Annotated in this window: 13 protein-coding genes; all 13 read left to right on the top strand. The window is 42.3% G+C overall.

The genetic code is table 11. The features are described 5' to 3' along the window. Positions 1 to 231 precede the first annotated feature (231 nt). On the top strand, positions 232 to 1,983 hold the full coding sequence (gene recQ / locus G7Y42_RS11175; RefSeq protein ID WP_165006119.1) for a DNA helicase RecQ: 1,752 nt from the start codon (positions 232 to 234) through the stop codon (positions 1,981 to 1,983). Between the two features lie 163 nt (positions 1,984 to 2,146). Then, entirely contained in the window at positions 2,147 to 2,449 is a 303-nt protein-coding gene (locus G7Y42_RS11170; RefSeq protein ID WP_165006120.1) for a DUF1507 family protein, read from the top strand. 2 nt (positions 2,450 to 2,451) lie between these two features. Continuing rightward, the gene (locus G7Y42_RS11165) at positions 2,452 to 3,618 is read left to right on the top strand and encodes an FtsW/RodA/SpoVE family cell cycle protein (protein ID WP_165038194.1); all 1,167 of its coding nucleotides are present in this window, start codon (positions 2,452 to 2,454) and stop codon (positions 3,616 to 3,618) included. A 20-nt stretch (positions 3,619 to 3,638) separates the two neighbouring features. After that, entirely contained in the window at positions 3,639 to 7,067 is a 3,429-nt protein-coding gene (locus G7Y42_RS11160; protein WP_165006122.1) for a pyruvate carboxylase, read from the top strand. Between the two features lie 19 nt (positions 7,068 to 7,086). Continuing rightward, a complete protein-coding gene (locus G7Y42_RS11155) occupies positions 7,087 to 8,214 on the top strand; it encodes a CAP-associated domain-containing protein (protein WP_165006123.1) in 1,128 nt (375 codons plus the stop codon). After that, on the top strand, positions 8,201 to 8,635 hold the full coding sequence (locus G7Y42_RS11150; protein WP_165006147.1) for a YlbF family regulator: 435 nt from the start codon (positions 8,201 to 8,203) through the stop codon (positions 8,633 to 8,635). Before G7Y42_RS11155 ends, G7Y42_RS11150 begins: the two co-directional genes overlap by 14 nt. Next, positions 8,622 to 8,960, top strand: coding sequence for a YlbG family protein (locus G7Y42_RS11145; protein WP_165006124.1), 339 nt, complete (start codon positions 8,622 to 8,624; stop codon positions 8,958 to 8,960). The genes G7Y42_RS11150 and G7Y42_RS11145 overlap by 14 nt, the downstream gene beginning before the upstream one ends. 170 nt (positions 8,961 to 9,130) lie before the next feature. After that, complete coding sequence (gene rsmD, locus G7Y42_RS11140; RefSeq protein WP_165006125.1) at positions 9,131 to 9,691, top strand: 16S rRNA (guanine(966)-N(2))-methyltransferase RsmD; 561 nt, start codon at positions 9,131 to 9,133, stop codon at positions 9,689 to 9,691. Then, the gene (gene coaD, locus G7Y42_RS11135) at positions 9,688 to 10,179 is read left to right on the top strand and encodes a pantetheine-phosphate adenylyltransferase (protein ID WP_165006126.1); all 492 of its coding nucleotides are present in this window, start codon (positions 9,688 to 9,690) and stop codon (positions 10,177 to 10,179) included. Before rsmD ends, coaD begins: the two co-directional genes overlap by 4 nt. Then, positions 10,169 to 11,212: a SepM family pheromone-processing serine protease gene (locus tag G7Y42_RS11130; RefSeq protein ID WP_165006127.1), complete on the top strand. Its 1,044-nt coding sequence runs from the start codon at positions 10,169 to 10,171 to the stop codon at positions 11,210 to 11,212. The genes coaD and G7Y42_RS11130 overlap by 11 nt, the downstream gene beginning before the upstream one ends. Positions 11,213 to 11,975: 763 nt before the next feature. Then, positions 11,976 to 12,665, top strand: a complete 690-nt coding sequence (locus tag G7Y42_RS11125; protein ID WP_165006128.1) for a helix-hairpin-helix domain-containing protein — start codon at positions 11,976 to 11,978, stop codon at positions 12,663 to 12,665. An 11-nt stretch (positions 12,666 to 12,676) separates the two neighbouring features. Beyond that, positions 12,677 to 13,159: a ComE operon protein 2 gene (locus G7Y42_RS11120; protein WP_165006129.1), complete on the top strand. Its 483-nt coding sequence runs from the start codon at positions 12,677 to 12,679 to the stop codon at positions 13,157 to 13,159. Then, positions 13,152 to 15,428 (top strand): DNA internalization-related competence protein ComEC/Rec2, encoded by a 2,277-nt coding sequence (locus tag G7Y42_RS11115; RefSeq protein ID WP_165006130.1) that lies wholly within the window; start codon positions 13,152 to 13,154, stop codon positions 15,426 to 15,428. Before G7Y42_RS11120 ends, G7Y42_RS11115 begins: the two co-directional genes overlap by 8 nt.

Here is a 15,428-nt window from a genome sequence, read left to right as displayed (position 1 = left end):
AACCAGCTTGTTATCCAAAAAGCTGGTTTCTTTTTTTAGGGAAAATTAAGCTGTGGAGAAGTGAAAAATACAGAGGGGAAAAAAACGAGAAAGACGCCAAAAGTCCTTTAAAAGATTTTTAAAAGTCTGTTTCGTCCTTGTTTTTTGTTCCACATCCTTTGTTTGTTTCACAAAAAGAACCTTGTTCCTTAAGTGACACAGAAGTAAAATAGAGAGGAAAGGAGAAACGAAATGAATGATGTATTGAAAAAATACTTTGGCTATGATCATTTTCGTCCGGGACAAAAAGAGATCATCCAAAAAATCGTTGATCAAGAAGATGTTCTAGGCATCATGCCGACAGGAAGTGGGAAATCGATCTGCTATCAGCTACCGGCCTTGATGTTAGATGGGTTGACGATCGTTGTCTCTCCTTTGATTTCCTTGATGAAGGATCAAGTAGATGCAGCAAATCAGCTAGGGATATCGGCCACTTTTATCAACAGTTCGCTTGATGGTTATGAAACAGCGCAGCGATTCCAAGCATTGGATCATCAGCAGTACCATCTGCTTTATGTAGCGCCTGAGCGATTTATCATGCCTGATTTTATCCATGCAATGAATCGCTGGGATGTAAAACTGATCGCAATCGATGAAGCCCACTGTATCTCGCAGTGGGGACATGATTTTCGTCCGAGCTATCTGCAGATGGCAGAGTGCCTGAACGAGCTTTTGAATAGACCAGTGCTCGTCGCATTGACGGCAACTGCGACGATCCAAGTAGCAGAGGATATCAAACGATTGTTGAAGATTCCTGCGAATAATCATATACAAACTGGTTTTGCCCGTGAAAACTTGCGCTTTCAGGTCATCAAAGACCAGAAAAAGGAACAGTATTTGGTCGAGTATCTGAAAATAAATGCGGAGCAATCCGGCATCATTTATGCCGCAACGCGAAAAGAAGTCGATCGGATCTATCACCTACTGCAGAAATTCGGTTTTTCTGTGGGCAGATACCATGGCGGTTTGAATGAGCGTGAACGGACTGAGATGCAGGAGGCTTTTTTATATGACCGAGTCCAATTGATCGTAGCAACGAATGCATTCGGGATGGGGATCAATAAAAGCAACGTTCGTTTTGTTATCCACTATCAGATCCCTGGTTCTCTGGAATCATATTACCAAGAAGCCGGACGTGCAGGAAGAGATGGTTTGTCTAGTGAAGCGATTCTGTTGTTTGCACCTCAAGATATCCAAGTCCAGAAATTCTTTATCCAGCAATCTCAAAGAGAAGAGACGCAAAAAATAAAAGAATACGAGAAGCTGAAAGCAATGACAGAATATGTTTATGTCGAATCTTGTCTTCAACAGTATATTCTTTCTTATTTTGGGGAAACCAGTGAACCTTGTCAGCGATGCGGGAATTGTTTAGATGACCGCGAACTAGTTGAAGTCACGACAGAAGCGCAAATGGTTCTCTCCTGTTTGAAGCGTATGGGAGAAAATTACGGAAAGCAGCTGCTGATGAAAGTATTAGCAGGGTCGAAAGAACAAAAAGTACGGGCTCTAGGATTCGAAAAACTTTCTACGTATGGCTTACTACAGAAAAAATCACAAAAAGAGATTTTACAGCTTATTGAATATCTGATTTCCGGCGGCTATCTAGTATCTGTTAGCGGGGAATACCCTGTGCTGAAAGTCACAGAGCTCGGCATACAGGTATTGAAAGGAAAAGAAAGTGTTTATCGAAAAGAACCTAAAAAAGTCCAGCAATTGGCAGATGGAGAAACCGATGCTCTTTTCGAAACATTGCGGGAGCTTCGCACTGATCTTGCAGCAGATGCCGGTGTGCCTCCTTATGTCGTCTTCTCAGATGCCACGCTGAAAGAAATGTGTCGGCTTCGTCCAGCTAGCCGATTGGAGATGTTGCAAATCAAAGGAGTAGGTCAAAGCAAGCTGGACAAATATGGCGAAGCCTTTTTGGCAGCTATCAAAAACGGCTGAAAATCGAGAAAAAAGAAGTCTTTTTGAAGGTCAGGCAAACGAGATTCATTGATCGTTTTTTTAAAGGAAAAATGGAAATCCACTTGAAGAAAACCGTTTTTTTTTGCCCTATGCAAAATCAAGTATGCTATAATAAATGAATTAGAATAGGGGGTAGGCATAGATGGATTCTCTGTCAAAAGAACATGCGATTCATGTCTTGAATGATGAAGCGGATCGCATCAAACGATTGATCCGCAACCAAAAAAACAGTCTGTGTATCTCGCAATGCAAAGCCTTTGAAGAGGTAGTGGATACACAAATGTATGGATTCTCCCAGCAGGTTGGTTTCGCGATCCGTGTGGGGATAATCGAAAAAGCAGAAGGTCAGCTACTGCTAAGCGAACTGGAACGTGAGCTGAATCTTCTTTACAATGATGTTTACCAGGAAAATTATGATAAAAAAGAAATCGGCAAGGAGGAGTAAACTTGCCTAAGAAAGTAAAAAAAAGGCATTTACTGGACTATAGTATTTTGATCCCATATTTGATCTTATGCGTACTGGGGTTGATCATGGTCTATAGTTCCACATCATATTTATTATTAGAAAATGGGGATAACCCTTCTGCGTCAGTCATCAACCAGAGTATTTTCTGGATACTTAGTCTGATTGCGATCGGTTTGCTTTACAAAATGAAGACCGATGTTCTGAAAAAACAGCGGCTGATCATGGCAGCTATCGCTGTGTTGACGATTTTGTTACTGATCGTCTTGTTTTTCGGGAAAGAAATCAACGGGGCGAAAGGTTGGCTCCAGATCGCAGGTTTTACGATCCAGCCGGCTGAATATTTAAAAATCATTGCTATCTGGTATTTGGCCCTGACCTTGTCTAGAAGACAAAACAGTGTCCAAAAAGATTTTGTTTCCACTGTAAAAGGCCCACTTGCTATGGTATTGGGCTTGACGGCAATCGTAGCTGTTTTGCCTGACTTCGGGAATGCGACAGTCATCTTTTTGATTGTTCTGGTTCTACTTTTAGCAAGCGGAGTAAACTATGTGTATACTTTAATCGTAGGCGTTGGAGGCGTTGGTCTAAGTGTATTTGCCATATGGCTTATCAATATCACGCACGGGAAGATTTTCCCCGGACGATTACAATATATCTATAACCGGTTTGCCGTTTTCCAAAATCCATTTTCAGATGAATTGGATAAGGGACATCAGCTGGTCAATGGATATTATGCGATGTTCAACGGCGGGTTGTTTGGTCGAGGTCTTGGAAACAGTATCCAGAAAAAAGGATTCTTGCAAGAAGCACAAACTGACTTTATCTATGCGATCGTCGTCGAAGAACTTGGCGTGATTATGGGGATCTTGATCTTAGCTTTGCTGTTCTTCATGATCATTCGGATCTTCCTTGTAGGTATCCGGTCAAGAGATCCGTTCAATTCATTACTTTGTATCGGGATCGGTTCAATGTTCATGATCCAGGTGTTTATCAATCTAGGTGGGATCACCGGTGTTATTCCTTTAACAGGGATCACCTTCCCGTTCCTGAGTCAAGGCGGATCCAGTTTGCTCATGCTCTCGGTCTGTGTCGGCTTCGTATTGAATATCAGTGCAGATGAAAAACGTAAAAGTTTAGGATTATATTAAAAAGATGTAGGAGTGGTTCGATGGAAAAAGTTTTAGTTGCTAACAGAGGAGAGATTGCGGTACGTGTTTTCCGTGCCTGTACAGAATTAGGAATTAAAACTATTGGAATCTATGCAGAAGAGGATGAATATTCCGTACACCGTTTCAAAGCGGACGAAGCGTATCTAGTCGGTCAAGGAAAAAAACCGATTGATGCATACCTAGATATCGAAGGGATCATCGCCATCGCAAAAGAATGCGGTGCAGATGCGATCCATCCCGGATACGGACTTTTATCTGAGAATCTCAACTTTGCAAGACGATGCGAAGAAGAAGGAATCACCTTTGTCGGACCGAAGCTGCATCATCTGGATATCTTCGGAGACAAGATCAAAGCGAAAGCAGCTGCTATAGAAGCAGGCATTGCCTCTATCCCAGGAACAGACGGTCCAATCGAAACAGTGGATGAAGCATTGCGTTTCGCTGATCAATATGGCTATCCCATCATGATCAAAGCAGCACTTGGCGGAGGCGGCCGAGGCATGCGCGTGGCTCACGATGAAAAAAGCGCTCGTGAAGGTTACGAACGAGCAAAAAGCGAAGCAAAAGCGGCTTTTGGCAGCGATGAAGTATACGTAGAAAAATATATTGCGAATCCTAAACATATCGAAGTACAGATTCTCGGTGACACGCACGGGAACGTTATTCACTTATTTGAACGCGACTGCTCTGTTCAACGAAGACATCAAAAGGTAGTGGAAGTAGCGCCTTGTGTTTCCATGAACGACGAACAGCGACAACGGATCTGTCAAGCAGCAGTTCAGCTGATGAAGCATGTCGGCTATGTCAATGCAGGGACAGTCGAATTTTTAGTAGAAGGCGACGAATTTTACTTTATCGAGGTCAATCCCCGAGTCCAAGTCGAACACACGATTACTGAGATGGTCACAGATATCGATATCGTGACTTCACAGCTTCTTATCGCTCAAGGCAAAGACCTTCATCGGGAAATCGGTCTGCCGATGCAAGAAAACATCAAACTGAACGGCTCAGCGATCCAATGCCGGATCACTACTGAAGATCCATTGAATCAGTTTCTTCCTGATACAGGAAAAATCGATACGTATCGTTCACCAGGTGGTTTCGGTGTACGTCTGGATGTAGGAAACGCCTATGCAGGCTATGTCGTCACACCGTATTTTGATTCATTGCTCGTAAAAGTATGTACGCATGGGGCTGATTTCGATACAGCGATCCAAAAAATGGAACGGTGTCTAAAAGAGTTTCGGATACGCGGAGTCAAAACGAATATTCCTTTCATGTTGAATGTGATCACGCATCCTGAATTCCAATCTGGGAATGCAAAAACAACTTTCATCGATAGCACACCAAAACTGTTCGAGTTTCCTCGATTGCGTGACCGTGGGAATAAAACGATGAAATACATCGGCGAGATCACTGTCAATGGTTTTCCAGGGATCGAAAGCGGGGAGAAACCATTTTACGGAGAACCGCGCATGCCAAAAGACTTCTCTACAAAAGAGGACTATATCACAGCCAAAAATGTGTTGGATTCAAAAGGCGCAGACGGCTTGGTAGAATGGATCAAGAAGCAAGAAAATCTTCTTTTGACAGATACGACGTTCAGAGATGCTCATCAGAGTTTGCTGGCAACCAGAGTTCGGACAAAAGACTTTAAACAAATCGCTCGTCTGACTGGCGAAGGGCTACCTGAATTATTCTCAAGCGAAATGTGGGGAGGGGCAACGTTTGATGTCGCCTATCGTTTCTTGAATGAAGATCCTTGGCAAAGATTGAGAAAGATCCGTGCATTGATGCCAAATACTTTGCTGCAGATGCTGTTTCGCGGATCGAATGCAGTTGGTTATTCCAATTATCCGGATAATGTCCTTGTAGAATTCGTCAAAGAAGCAGCGGCACAAGGGATCGATGTCTTTCGGATTTTTGACAGCTTGAACTGGACACCTCAAATGGAAAAAAGCATCCAAGCCGTACGTGACACAGGGAAAATCGCAGAGGCTGCAATTTGTTACACGGGGGATATCAATGATCCAAGCCGTGCAAAATATAATGTACAGTACTATAAAGACATGGCGAAAGAACTTGAGCAGCTAGGCGCACATATCATTGCAATCAAAGATATGGCAGGCCTGCTGAAGCCTCAAGCTGCATACCGCTTGATCAGTGAATTGAAAGAGACGACTGACTTGCCGATCCACCTTCATACGCACGATACAAGCGGCAATGGGATCATCACTTATTCAGCCGCAACAAAAGCCGGAGTGGATATCGTTGACGTAGCAATGAGTGCAATGAGCGGCAATACTAGTCAGCCTAGCATGAGCAGCCTTTACTATGCACTAGTCAATGGGCCTCGCTTGCCGGAAATCAATATTGAGAATGCGCAGCAGCTGAACCATTATTGGGAAGATGTGCGGATGTATTACAAGCCATTCGAAAACGGACTGAATGCCCCAGAAACAGAAGTATATATGCATGAGATGCCAGGGGGACAATATTCAAACTTGCAACAGCAGGCAAAAGCAGTAGGTCTGGGACATCGTTGGGATGACATCAAAAAAATGTATCATACAGTCAATCTGATGTTCGGGGATATCGTAAAAGTGACACCTTCATCCAAAGTTGTGGGGGATATGGCGCTATTCATGGTCCAAAATGACTTGACGGAAAAAGATATCTATGAAAAAGGCGACAGCATGAGCTTCCCAGAATCCGTGGTGAAATTCTTCCAGGGAGAATTAGGACAGCCAGTCGGAGGTTTCCCGGAAGAACTGCAAAGAATCATTTTGAAAGGTCGTCCGTCATTCACGCAACGACCTGGGATGTTAGCTGAACCAGTCGATTTTGGAAAAGTAAAAGCTGAATTAGCCGAAAAAATAGGCTATGAACCAAGACAAGACGAAGTTCTGAGTTATCTGATGTATCCGCAGGTATTCCTGGATTATCAGCAAGCTTACAACCAGTTCGGTGATGTTACGTTACTTGATACACCAACCTTTTTCCAAGGCATCCGTTTAGGTGAAACGATCAACGTACAGATCGAAAAAGGAAAGATCTTGATTATCCGTTTAGATGAGATCGGTGAACCAGACATCGAAGGAAATCGAGTCTTGTTCTTCAACTTGAACGGACAAAGACGTGAAATTGCTGTAAAAGACCGCTCAATCATCAGTGCTGTTCAGACGCGCTTAAAAGCAGAACCGACAAATCGTGAACAAATCGGTGCAACGATGTCCGGATCTGTGCTTGAAGTACTCGTTAAAAAAGGCGATGCTGTCAAAAAAGGGGATACGCTGATGATTACAGAAGCAATGAAGATGGAAACGGCGATCGAGGCCCGATTTGATGGTGTGGTCAGTCACGTATACGTGGAACAAGGCGATGCGATTTCTTCAGGTGATCTGTTGATCGAAGTGGCAGAAAAATAGTCAAAAAAGGAGGAGGAGAATGAAACGGCTGGGTTTATTTAGTATGATATTAGCGGCAGTGATCCTCGCATTTTATATGCAGCCGGTTTTATTTCCCCCTAAGCTTGAACCAAAAAAGAATCAAGACCAGCAAGTAGAGAACCAGATGACGACGTGGAAATACCAGGAACTTAAATCGACAGGGTTCTCTACGTATGTCGGACAGCCAATCGAGCAGTTGGAAAAGGATTTTGGAAAGTCCTATGATCGTTTGGCAAGCGGGTTCGGTTTTGAAATAAGATACTACCGGGATGCAGTAAAACAGCTGTCTTTTGAAGCAAATGTCCAGAATGGCCAAGTCGAAGCAGTCAAGGTGTTAAAGCCTGATATTGGAGCTATTGCACCGTTTTTTTCAGGGATGACGATGCAGGATCTATCAGCGATCACCACAATCTATACAAATTTCACCTTTGACTATGAAGACACAGAAGTCGGGATCGAGTTGATGGAAGAAGATATGAATTACCGTCCATTGATCGCATTTGACAATGGGACTTTTGCTATCTTGTTTTTTGATCAGACGACAGGAAAACTTTTTTCTATTGCTTATCTAAGTAAAGACAGTCTATTGAAGTTGCTCCCTTATCAAGTGTTCGGAGAAGGGCTTCCCCACTATTCATTAGATGATTCAGCAGATTGGGAAACGATCAATCGAGCGAAAGAACGTAAAAGCGCAAATCTTCTGAACATGCTCCGAGAAGAAGATCAGCTTCCCATCTACAAACAGTCATTGATGTTTTCTGTGCAGACGCGGCTGCTTCTCCATGATTTTTTGACTAAACCTGAGAACATCCTTTCAGAAGAACGGTTAAAGGAATGGCGGACAGCTTCTGATACTGGAAAAACTACAGTGAAATTTTCGCTTGCCATGAATGAACTGGATCAGCTGATCAATAAACAGGATATCCAGCAGGCAACTGGCATCTTTACACATCCGGTGATCGATCCGACCTTCTCACTTTTGCTTCTGTATAGTGATCCGTATAATCATGATCGCTTTACGGGAGAGGATTCTTCCTCATTAGGAATTGCTTTCTCAAAAGAAAATATGTTAGTCTTATTGCAAGAAGAGAAAAAAGAGAGTAGTGATAGCAGTGATCGTCAATGAAGAACTATTCCGCCTGGAGGATCAATGCCAAAAAGTGATCGAGTGCATCAAAAACAGTCTGCTGATGAAAGATTACTTGCGAAACAAGCAAGTGATGGAGCATTCTGCTGAAGTGAAGCAGCTGAAACAGTTTTTTCTGGAAAAAAAAGAAGGCTATGAAAAAATTGCCTCCTATGGGAAATATGCACCGGATCTGCGGGAAAAGCAGCGTGCAGTTCGAACAGCAAAACGCCAGCTTGATCTGAATGAAGACGTAGCAGCTTTTCGACTAAGCGAAACACAGCTTCAAGAATTGCTGGATACTATCGGAAAACAGCTAGCTGAAAAGGTATCAGATGAAGTGAAGATCGATGCAGGCAGTCCGTTTTTTGAAACGGGAAAACATATTGGATGCGGAGGAAATTGTCATGCAAGTCGATAAAGTTGACTTTGAAATAACGAAACGACGAGGCTTGGTCGTCTGGGTCTACAGCTTGAAACAGCTGAAAAACTTGAAAAAATTTGGTTTGCTCCATTATGTTTCGAGAAAAATGAAGTATGTCGTACTTTATTTGAATGAAGAAACATTCGAGCAAACGGAAGAACGGATCAAAAAATTACATTTCGTGCGTAACGTAGAACGTTCTTACCGACCAGACATTGAGATGAATTTTGCCGAAAAAATCGGCTCAAAAGAAACGGTGAAAGAAGAAAATTTTGAGATTGAAGAGCTTAATACGACGATTCGGCTAGCTGATCACATCTGATTGCTTGTCTGGTCTCGAGTAGAAGGCATATAAATAAGTTTTTTAGAAAAATAGAATAAAAATTTCAAAAAAAGAACTTGAGATAACTGTCAAATTTGATGGTTATCCAAGTCTTTTTTTGTTCATTTTTTGGTATACTAGTAACAGCACATTTTCTAAGGAGTGAGTAGATGCGAATAATCTCAGGCAATTATGGCGGACGCCGATTAAAAAGTTTGGCTGGTGCGAACACCAGACCAACGACTGATAAAGTAAAAGAATCGATTTTCAATATGATTGGTCCATATTTTGAAGGAGAAAAGGTATTAGATTTATTTGCCGGAAGCGGCGGCTTGGCAATCGAAGCAGTTTCACGCGGATGTGCACACGCTGTTTGTGTGGATAAGAATTATCAAGCGGTGAAGATCATCAAAGAAAATATCGAAATCACGAAAGAACCGGAAAAATTTACAGTGTTGAAACTGGATGCAGACAAAGCGATTCGTCAGCTGGCCGAAGAAAAGGAACGATTTGACTATCTGTTCCTCGATCCCCCATATGCGAAGCAAAAGATCATCGATCAAATCAATCAGATGGAGCAACTGGACTTGTTCAGTGATTCAGCTGTCATCGTGTGCGAAACAGATAAAACGGTCGAGCTGCCAGAAACAGTAGGAAGCTTTTTCCAAATAAAAAAACAGAACTATGGAATCACGGCTATCACTATTTATAGAAAAGAGGCAGACAAATGAGACGTGCATTATTTCCTGGAAGCTTCGACCCATTGACGAACGGGCATCTAGATACAATCGAACGAGCAGCAAAACTATTTGATGAAATCATCGTGGGTGTTTTTGTGAATACAGCCAAAAAAAGTCTATTCAGCGCAGAAGAAAGAGTGGGGTTGATTACAAAGGCTGTAGCACATATCCCAAATGTCAAAGTCATCCATCAGGAACACCAGCTGACAGTGGATACAGCCCGAGACCTAAAAGCAAGTGCTTTGATACGGGGCGTTCGAAGTATCAAAGATTTTGAATATGAGCGGGAGATCGCCCAGATGAACCATCATTTGAATGGCGATCTGGAAACTATTTTCCTATTAGCAAAACCAGAATACAGTCATGTCAGCTCCAGTATTTTAAAGGAAGTGCTTTATTTCGGCGGGGATGTGAGTGCTTATCTGCCGCCGGTCATCAATGAAGCACTAGCTGGAAAGCGTGAAGAACATGGATTATAAACAATGGCTGAAAACAATACTGATCATTTTCCTAGGTATGCTGATCATTGGATTTGTCGTCGTCCCGCTTCCTTATTACGTCGAATCGCCCGGGGCAACGATCGATTTAAAAGAACTGATCACTGTCAATAACAAAAAAGATGAGTCGCCCGGTTCTTTTTCACTGACATCAGTTGGAATCCGGCAAGCAACAGGGTTTTTAGCGGTCAAAGCAAAACTGGAACCTTTCGAGGAACTGATCAGTGAAGACGAGTTAACTGGTGGCGCAACTAGTGAAGAATACAACCAGATGCAGCAATACTATATGGATTCTTCTCAAAATGCGGCGATCGAGCAAGCACTGAAATTAGCAGGAAAACCCTATAAGATGGAATTCAAAGGCGTTTATGTCATGAGCGTAGAAAAAAATTCAAGCTTTTACGGGAAGCTTTCTGTCGGTGATACAGTCACTAAAGTCGATAACAAGAGCTTCAAAAGTACGGAAGCATTCATGGATTATGTGAAAAGCCAAAAAGTAGGTCAAACTGTCACGATCACTTACCTGCATGACGGAAAGGAAAAAGAAGCTTCAGGTAAACTGATCCAGCTGCCTACAGATAAGAAAGCCGGTATCGGTATCACATTGACAGATCACACGGAAATCGAAACTGATACAAACGTGCGTATCGATTCAGGCTCGATCGGCGGTCCCTCTGCTGGTTTGATGTTCACGCTCGAGATCTACGAACAGCTGACTGGTGAAAATCTTCGTAAAGGCAAGCAGATTGCCGGTACCGGAACGATCAACAGTGCAGGTGAAGTCGGACGGATCGGTGGCATTGACAAAAAAGTAGCCAGTGCGGACAAAGCAGGTGTAGAAATCTTTTTCGCACCAGATGATACGATCTCAGCGGATATCAGAAAAGAATATCCTGACCTGAAAACAAACTACGAAGAAGCAAAAGCAGCAGCAGAAAAATTGGATTCTTCCATGAAAATCGTCCCAGTCAAAACGGTACAGGACGCTTTGGATTATTTACAGAAAATGAAGTAAGCAAGCAAAAGAATAAGAGGAGTTGTGACAAAAGCCTTGTCACAGCTTCTTTTTTTTCGAATAAACGGTGTTCCAACTGCTGACCTTCGATATTAGCTCATAAAAATGCAAAATATGGAGAGCTATTTTACATTTTTTCTCTCTAATACTCAGGTCAAAACGCAATTGTCACAACCTCTCTATAAACGGTGTTCCATCTGCTGCTTCTCGGCAATAAGTTCACTGAACAAGAAAATATGAGGAGCTATTTTCTGTTCAGTGTCCTTATTGCCGAGAAGCAGATCGCAATTGTCACGACCTCTCCACTAAACGGTGTTCCCCTGCCAACTCCTCGGGCACAAGTCACAATATTCATCAAACATGAGAAGCTGTTTGTTGAAATTGTTCCTTGTGCCCGAGGAGTTGAACGGCAGGCTCACAACCTCTGATTCACGGTGTTCCAGTGCCAACTTTTCGGAGATAAGCCTAATTTATGCGAAAATGTGAGAAGTCATTTTCACAAAATTTTTCTTATTGCGTTAAATAACGAAGAACATCAGTGATTCGATGATGCAACGTACCTACTTGGCCCTCAAAGCTGAACGTCTCTTTCACAACCTCCTTATTTTTTGCACCAAAAGCAAAAAAATCATTGAAGAAGAAAAAAATCGGGCTAGATTTACGTAATTAATAGTGAAAGGCCTTTTTCTGACAGGAAAATCTTTCGATAAACGTAGAAAGGAGAATGAAATGATAGACGAGTGATCATTTCACGACACAACCAATGGAAAAAATCAGCCAGAAATTACTTGCCTCGCCACGAATTTTTTTTGGAATTGCAGCAGTTCTTTTTATCCTTTGTTTTTTCTGCGGTATCATTTTGCAGCGGATGTTTCTTGCCTCAGACGAAAAACATCTGTCTGTTGCAGACAGCAGCTATTTGGCCACGAGTGGACCGATCATGAATGAGACAGAAGAGTTACAAGAAAATAGAACTGAACAAGAAGCAACTGTTCCAACGGCTCTCTACGCTGATATAAAGGGAAGTGTGCAGCAGCCAGGTGTTTACCCGTTTTCTGCTCAAGAACGTGTTTACGAATTGTTAGAGAGAGCTGGGGGGCTTACGGAAGAAGCAGATGTCACACAGATCAATTTTGCAGCGAAAGTATCCGATCAGGAGATCATCTATGTACCGAGAATCGGAGAAGAAATACCTGAGACTTTGATTCAATCGACTGAGCTGACCGAATCAGACGAATCCTCTGAAGGGAAAATAAACATCAATACAGCTGATGCGCCAAAATTACAACAAATTCCCGGCATTGGAGAGAAAAAAGCCCAGGAAATCATTCGTTATAGAGAGGAAAACGGTTCTTTCCAGAAAATAGAAGATTTGCAGAAAATATCTGGAATCGGGACAAAGACGGTTGAAAAACTAAGAGACTTCGTTACAATAACTATAGAAAGATTATAGAGGTGACTAAAATGAGCAATGAACGTATTCCCTGGGATCAGTATTTCATGGCCCAAGCTGTATTATTATCTTTGAGAAGTACTTGTACGCGTTTAGAAGTCGGCGCCACTCTGGTAAGAGAAAAAAGGATCATTGCCGGAGGGTACAATGGGGCAGTCAGCGGGGATGTCCATTGCATCGATGAAGGCTGTTATGTGGTAGATGGCCATTGTTTACGTACGATCCACGCAGAAATGAACGCATTGCTGCAGTGTGCGAAACTTGGTATCCCAACAGAAGGGTCAGAGATCTACGTGACTCATTTCCCTTGTCTGGCTTGTACGAAAGCACTTCTTCAAGCAGGTGTGAAAAGGATCAATTATCTGCATGACTACCGAAATGACTCTTACGCTCAAGCATTGATCGAGCAAATGGGTGCTACAGTGCATCAGGTAGCTTTGGATTCGAAACACTTTTCGAAGCTGCAAAAAGAACTCACAGGAGAACATGTATAGAGATTTAGGCGAGCAAGTCCAGAATCGGCTGATTTTTCCGGCAATGACTTCGATAGGTATCTGTTTGTTTTATTATACGGATGATTGGTATTATCGAGTGGTTCTTGTCGGACTTTTTTTCTGGGTTACCGTTAAAGAAGGCAGAGAAATCACCTGTCTCTGTTTGTTTTTCAGTTTCTTCGTGCTAGTTTCGTGCTGGCGTTTGGAATCTCCTGAAGTCAATATAGAAGAAAAAAAGGAACATTTCCTGCTCTCGATGGACACGCTTCGGACAAATGGGAATCATCTAACAGTGGCTGGACGTCTAGTCGGAGAAAATCAGAAAGTACAGCTCAGCTATTATGCAGAAAAGGAAGAAGAAATCCATGAATGGCTGTCTTTTCGAGGAAAAGACATCGAGTTGACCGCTTCTGGAGAGTATATAATAGCTGAACCGCAGCGAAATCAGTATGGATTCGATCAAATCCATTATGACAAGGTCCATCGAATCGCTGGACGCTTCAAAGTGACACATATCGAAAAGATCGATTATAGGAATACATGGAGAAATTTTTTGCAAAGAAAAAGAGGGACGTTCCTCTCGTTTGTCCAAAACAACTTCCCAGAAAAAACAGGGATCTATCTCAATGCGCTTTTGTTTGGCTTTAAAGATGCGCGATTTGCCGATTCAGAAGAAATTTTCAAGGAAACTGGCTTACTTCATTTATTCAGCCTTTCTGGTATGCATATACAATGTTATTTAGGCTGGATGTATTATCTTTTTCGACGAAGCGGCTTTACATTGGAAGTCAGTATTTTACCAATGACTGTTTTGACGATCGGGTATTTCGGGATAGCGGGCGGCTCTGTTTCTGTTTTACGAGCTGGGATTTTATTTTTACTTCAGTTAGCCACGAAGCTTCTCGGTCTAAAATGTTCATCACTTGATTTGTATGCACTTACACTGTGGCTAGTTTTGCTGATCGAACCTTTGAGTATTCTTCAAGTTGGCGGGCAGCTTAGTTTTTTGATAAGTTTCATGATCATCATGATTCCCGCCGGAAAAGGCAGCTTGCTGCATCGGTTCGTTTCTGGCGGGGTTTTTAGTCTAGCGATCATGCCTATCACAGTCTGGCATTTCTATGAATGGCCGATTTTTTCAGGTCTTTTGACTTTCATGTTTTCTTCGTTTTTCAAGTATATCTTGTTACCTGTGACCGTGTTTTTATTTTCTTTCGGACAGTTCTTGCCGGATTCTTCGCTTTTGCTCTTTGAAAGTGGTTTGGAGATGTTCGAGCAGTTTGCTGGCAGATTTGCTTTTGCTAAACTAATTATAGGAAAGCCTTCTATTTATTTATTGTTAAGTTATGTTTTGGCTATTTTGGTAGTACAGGAAAAAATGAGAAAAAAGCCAGTCAAGACCTTATTTTTATCTATTTCCTTTTCTTCAGTATTTGTCTTTTCCCGCTTTTTTGATTCGTCATCGTCAATTTCTTATATCGATGTAGGGCAGGGTGATAGTATATTGTTAAGGAGTCCCCGATACCAAGAGATCGTACTGATCGATACAGGAGGTAAATTGTCGTTTGAAGGAGAAGCTTGGCAAAAACGTGTGACGAAGCCATATGCAGAATATAATGTCGTTCCCTTTCTAAAAGGGCAGGGGATCTCTCGAATCAACAAACTGATCCTCACACATGATGACACAGACCATGTGGGGGAGCTAAAGACGTTAGCGAAACATTTTGTCATCGACACTATCTATATCGGTTGGGGAGCCGGAACAAAGCCACCGCTCAAAGAAAAACTGATGCAATTGGCTAGCCAAGGAACAATGATCATTGAAGTGAAACAAAGCGATCAGATTTCCGGCTTTTTCGAGTTTTTCGTTTTGACACCCAATCAAAATGGTGAAGGAAAAAATGAAGATTCGATCGGGCTATGGCTGGAACATCAAGGATTGAAATTTTTATTTCTGGGAGATTTAGATCAGGAGATGGAGAGAGAAATCGTCAGAACATACCCGCACTTGAGAGCCGATGTGGTCAAGCTAGGGCACCATGGCAGTCGTAGTTCGACAGATTCAAGTGTTCTTACCCAAATCGAAGCTAGGCATGGGATTGTTTCTTGTGGGAAGAACAATCGCTATGGTCATCCTCATGAAGAGGTATTGACAGCGCTGGAAGAAAACCAGATGATGACGTTACGAACAGACGAACAAGGAATGATCAATTATAAATGGCATCCTATCTGGTATCCTGAGGGAAAGTTGCAAACGATGATAGACTAG

Origin of the sequence: Enterococcus sp. ZJ1622, from assembly GCF_011038845.1 — a bacterium.
Taxonomy (GTDB): Bacteria; Bacillota; Bacilli; order Lactobacillales; family Enterococcaceae; genus Enterococcus_B.
This window is presented reverse-complemented; position numbering and strand designations above follow the sequence as displayed.

Excerpts from the sequence above, each read along its gene's own strand:
- G7Y42_RS11130 (WP_165006127.1), top strand. The coding sequence starts at position 10,169 with ATGGATTATAAACAATGGCTGAAAACAATACTGATCATTTTCCTAGGT.
- G7Y42_RS11115 (WP_165006130.1), top strand. The coding sequence starts at position 13,152 with ATGTATAGAGATTTAGGCGAGCAAGTCCAGAATCGGCTGATTTTTCCG.
- coaD (WP_165006126.1), top strand. The coding sequence starts at position 9,688 with ATGAGACGTGCATTATTTCCTGGAAGCTTCGACCCATTGACGAACGGG.
- G7Y42_RS11170 (WP_165006120.1), top strand. The coding sequence starts at position 2,147 with ATGGATTCTCTGTCAAAAGAACATGCGATTCATGTCTTGAATGATGAA.
- G7Y42_RS11160 (WP_165006122.1), top strand. The coding sequence starts at position 3,639 with ATGGAAAAAGTTTTAGTTGCTAACAGAGGAGAGATTGCGGTACGTGTT.
- G7Y42_RS11125 (WP_165006128.1), top strand. The coding sequence starts at position 11,976 with ATGGAAAAAATCAGCCAGAAATTACTTGCCTCGCCACGAATTTTTTTT.
- recQ (WP_165006119.1), top strand. The coding sequence starts at position 232 with ATGAATGATGTATTGAAAAAATACTTTGGCTATGATCATTTTCGTCCG.
- G7Y42_RS11155 (WP_165006123.1), top strand. The coding sequence starts at position 7,087 with ATGAAACGGCTGGGTTTATTTAGTATGATATTAGCGGCAGTGATCCTC.
- G7Y42_RS11145 (WP_165006124.1), top strand. The coding sequence starts at position 8,622 with ATGCAAGTCGATAAAGTTGACTTTGAAATAACGAAACGACGAGGCTTG.
- G7Y42_RS11120 (WP_165006129.1), top strand. The coding sequence starts at position 12,677 with ATGAGCAATGAACGTATTCCCTGGGATCAGTATTTCATGGCCCAAGCT.
- rsmD (WP_165006125.1), top strand. The coding sequence starts at position 9,131 with ATGCGAATAATCTCAGGCAATTATGGCGGACGCCGATTAAAAAGTTTG.